This window comes from Vibrio ouci (genome assembly GCF_004551525.1).
GTDB lineage: Bacteria > Pseudomonadota > Gammaproteobacteria > Enterobacterales > Vibrionaceae > Vibrio > Vibrio ouci.
In genome coordinates, this window is sequence record NZ_SATR01000105.1 from 1 (window position 1) to 3,332 (window position 3,332).

The window sequence follows — 3,332 nt, forward strand, 5'->3', positions numbered from 1 at the left end:
TGGTGAGTTTCTAAAAAAAGAGCACTAACAAAGCGTTTAAGACAGATTCCCAACGCATGGCATTTTTCATTCCATCGTTGGTTTTTGTGTTTACGGTGGTATGGTTAAGTTCCGTTGTGGCGTTGCTCACTACTTAACGCGGCGTTATGTTTACTTGTATTTCAAAGGCTTAAAGGTCTTAGGCTTTAGTTCTTTGCCCCTTTAGCAATTCGTCCCTAGTAGACTCAGCAAATCCGTATTGTCGGTCTAAGTTCTTGAATCTCTCAGCCCGTAAAACATGCCAATGTTCGCGGGTTGCTTCATTGTCAGGTAGTGGCGGCTGGCTTCTTGTTTAACTGGCTCAAAGTCGCTTTTAGGTTCTTAGCCAATTAGCATTTCGGCTTGGCAGTTGCCTCGGCAATTTGTCATTGTTTTACGCTTTGGTTGGAAAGACAGGGCGCTTGTTGGAGCTTAGTCGGGTTGCCTCATTGGGCTGGGAAGTGGACTTGCTTGTTTTAAGTTGGTCACTTTTGGCGGCCAAGTTGGTTCTAGCCTTGTGGCTTGCTTCAGAAAACTAGTCAGAAATAGCAGTTCTTTCTCAATTAAGTCAGTAACTTGTGGTAAAACATAACAAACAATTCAACAGTGATTCGCAACGCTTGGTGCTCTCACCTCGGGTTGAATTTAGTGTTTACGGCGCAGTGGTTTAGTTCAGTGTCTGCGCTGCTCACACGTTAATTGGGCGTTATGTGCTAGGAGAAAAAATGCAGCTAGATGAATACATAAAAGAAACTCTTGTCCAGATTGCAAAGGGCGTTAAAGATGCAACGGAAGAAGTTGAGAGACTCGGTGGTAAAGTAAATCCAGCTCGAACTCATACAGAATATCAGAGCGATGGATTCGGTGTTGTTGGATCTACTGATTCTAATGTGCGTCCAGAAAAACAGACCATCAAGTTTGATATCGCACTGCAAGTAAAAGAAACATCCGGAGTTGATGCTAGCGCAAAAGCTAAACTGGCTGTTTTATCAATCGGTGGCGGCGTGAAGAATTTAGACGAATCGCATACTGCACATCGTGTTCAATTTGAAATTCCAGTAGATCTTCCGACAAAACTCAGTTAACGGTGCGGGTTTTGAACTACGCACATAACAAATTGTTCAAGAGTGATTCGGCACGCGTGGCATTTTTACTATGCGTTAGTTTTAGTGGTTAAGGTGGTATGCGGGGGCTGCGGCATTGCGTTGCTCACCCCTTAGCAGGGCGTTATGTTTACTTGTATTTCAAGGGCTTAAAGTTCTTAGGCTGAAGTTCTTTGTCCCTCTGGCAATCCGTCCCTAGTAGACTCAGCAAATCCGCATTGTCGGTCTAAGTTCTTGAATCTCTCAGCCCGTAAAACATGCCAATGTTCGCGGGTTGCTTCATTGTCAGGTCGTGGCGGTTGGCTTCTGATTTAACTGGCTCAAAGTCGCTTCTAGGTTCTTCGCCAATTAGCATTTCGGCTTGGCAGTTGCCTCGGCAATTTGCCATTGTTTTGTGCTTTGGTTGGAAAGACAGGGCGCTTGTTGGAGCTTAGTCGGGTTGCCTCATTGGGCAGGGAAGTGGACTTGCTTGTTTTAGGTTGGTCGCTTTTGACGGCCAAGTTGGTTCTAGCCTTGTGGTTTGCTTCTTGGCGGGAGCAAACTTCATGATTATCGCATCTCACTGTTTTTATGTTCAGAGGTGTCGCACTTCGTACTTGAATCCAAGAAACATAACAATCTGTTTAAGAGTGATTCGCAACGCGTGGCATTTTTACTATGCGTTGCGTTTTGTGTTTAAGGTGGCATGCGGGAGCTTCGGTATTGCGTTGCTCACACCTTAACAGGGCGTTATACATCCCGAGTCCTCCACGTTTAGTAGACACTTTAGTAAGTAAAATTTTGGGTCTAATTGAGAGGTGATTTATGGCTGACCCTCTATGATTAAAAGCAGGCATGGAGTTTGTAGGGGTTCTCCAATATGAATTGGCATTTATTGGCTAGACACAATGGAGCTTTAATATCTCTTGTTCCGATAGCAGTGATGGTTGTGGTGTTTTGGTCTTCTTGTCATCGTTTGTTCTACTTCTGTGAGCTGTCAATTGGTGTCTTGTTCTGCTTTTCAATTTTTCACATTGCTAGTCATTCACTAGTCGACTATTCGGTAAAGAAACTACGCAGCTTTATAGGTCTTTTTTCAAACTTACTTCTTATCGCCGGAAGTATAGGCTTGTACTTAGGTGAAGATAAGCCGCTTTATTTAGTACTGCTAGTAGTAGTGTGTTGCTTAAATACTATTTTGGTATATGGAGAAAAATCCATAAAATAGGTCGTTGCATTAGCTGTATAACAATAAATTTAAGCAGATTCGCAACGCTTGGCACTTTTGGTTTGAGTCAGCTGTAGTGTTTACGGCACAATGGTTTAGCTTAGGTGGTAGCGTTGCTCACTACTTAATTTGGCGTTATGTTTAACTGTATTTCAAAGGCTTAAAGTTCTTAGGCTCTAGTTCTTTGTCCCTCTGGCAATTCGTCCTTAGTAGACTCAGCAAATCCGCATTGTCGGTCTAAGTTCTTAAATCACTCAGGCCGTAAAACATGCCAATATTCGCGGGTTGCTTCATTGTCAGGTCGTGGCGGTCGGCTTCTTGTTTAACTGGCTCAAAGTCGCTTTCAGGTTCATTAACAAGCAGCATTTCAGCTTGGCAGTTGCCTCGGCAATTCAACATTGTTTTGCGCTTTGGTTGGAAAGATAGGGCGCTTGTTGCTTCTTGGTCGGGTTGCCTCATTGGGAAGGGAAGTAGAATTACTGGCTTTAGGTTAATCGCCTTTGGTGGACAAGTTGGTTCTTCCCTTGTGGTTTACTTCAGAAAACTAGTTAGAAATAGTAGTTCTTTCTCAAGCAAATCATGTATTTGTGGTAAAACATAACAAACAATTCAACAGTGATTCGCAACGCTTGGCGCTCTGAGTTCAGGTTGAATTTAGTGTTTACGGCGCAGTATTCAAGTTCAGAGTATGCGCTGCTCACACGTTAATTGGGCGTTAGGTTTCGGAAGGGTATATATGGAAATCAAAGACTACAGTGATGACTTCTTGGAAGCACTAAGCGAGCTGTATTTGAGTGCTAAGGTTTCCACGTTTACTTGGCTTGATACAAGTGGCTATCAACTTTCAGACTTTAGCCGTGACACTGAAGGTGAACGTGTTTTGGTCGCTGTTGCTGGTAGTGAGGTATTAGGGTTTATTTCAATCTGGGAACCAGAAAATTTTATACATCACTTATATATTTCGAATAACCACCAAGGGAAAAATATAGGTACTCAGTTATTAG

Annotated in this window: 3 protein-coding genes; 2 read left to right on the plus strand and 1 reads right to left on the minus strand. The window is 43.0% G+C overall.

Annotated elements, in window-relative coordinates:
• Window positions 1-743: 743 nt before the first annotated feature.
• Window positions 744-1,103: a hypothetical protein gene (locus ELS82_RS23740; RefSeq protein ID WP_072606153.1), complete on the plus strand. Its 360-nt coding sequence runs from the start codon at window positions 744-746 to the stop codon at window positions 1,101-1,103.
• A gap of 1,462 nt (window positions 1,104-2,565) precedes the next feature.
• Here the strand turns inward: ELS82_RS23740 and ELS82_RS26510 are convergent.
• Window positions 2,566-2,727 (minus strand): hypothetical protein, encoded by a 162-nt coding sequence (locus ELS82_RS26510; protein WP_167489505.1) that lies wholly within the window; start codon window positions 2,725-2,727, stop codon window positions 2,566-2,568.
• Window positions 2,728-3,064: 337 nt separating this feature from the next.
• On the opposite strand from ELS82_RS26510, the gene ELS82_RS23760 reads away from it, so the two are divergent.
• Window positions 3,065-3,332: GNAT family N-acetyltransferase (locus ELS82_RS23760; RefSeq protein ID WP_134837618.1), on the plus strand; the 268-nt coding region annotated here is incomplete at its 3' end.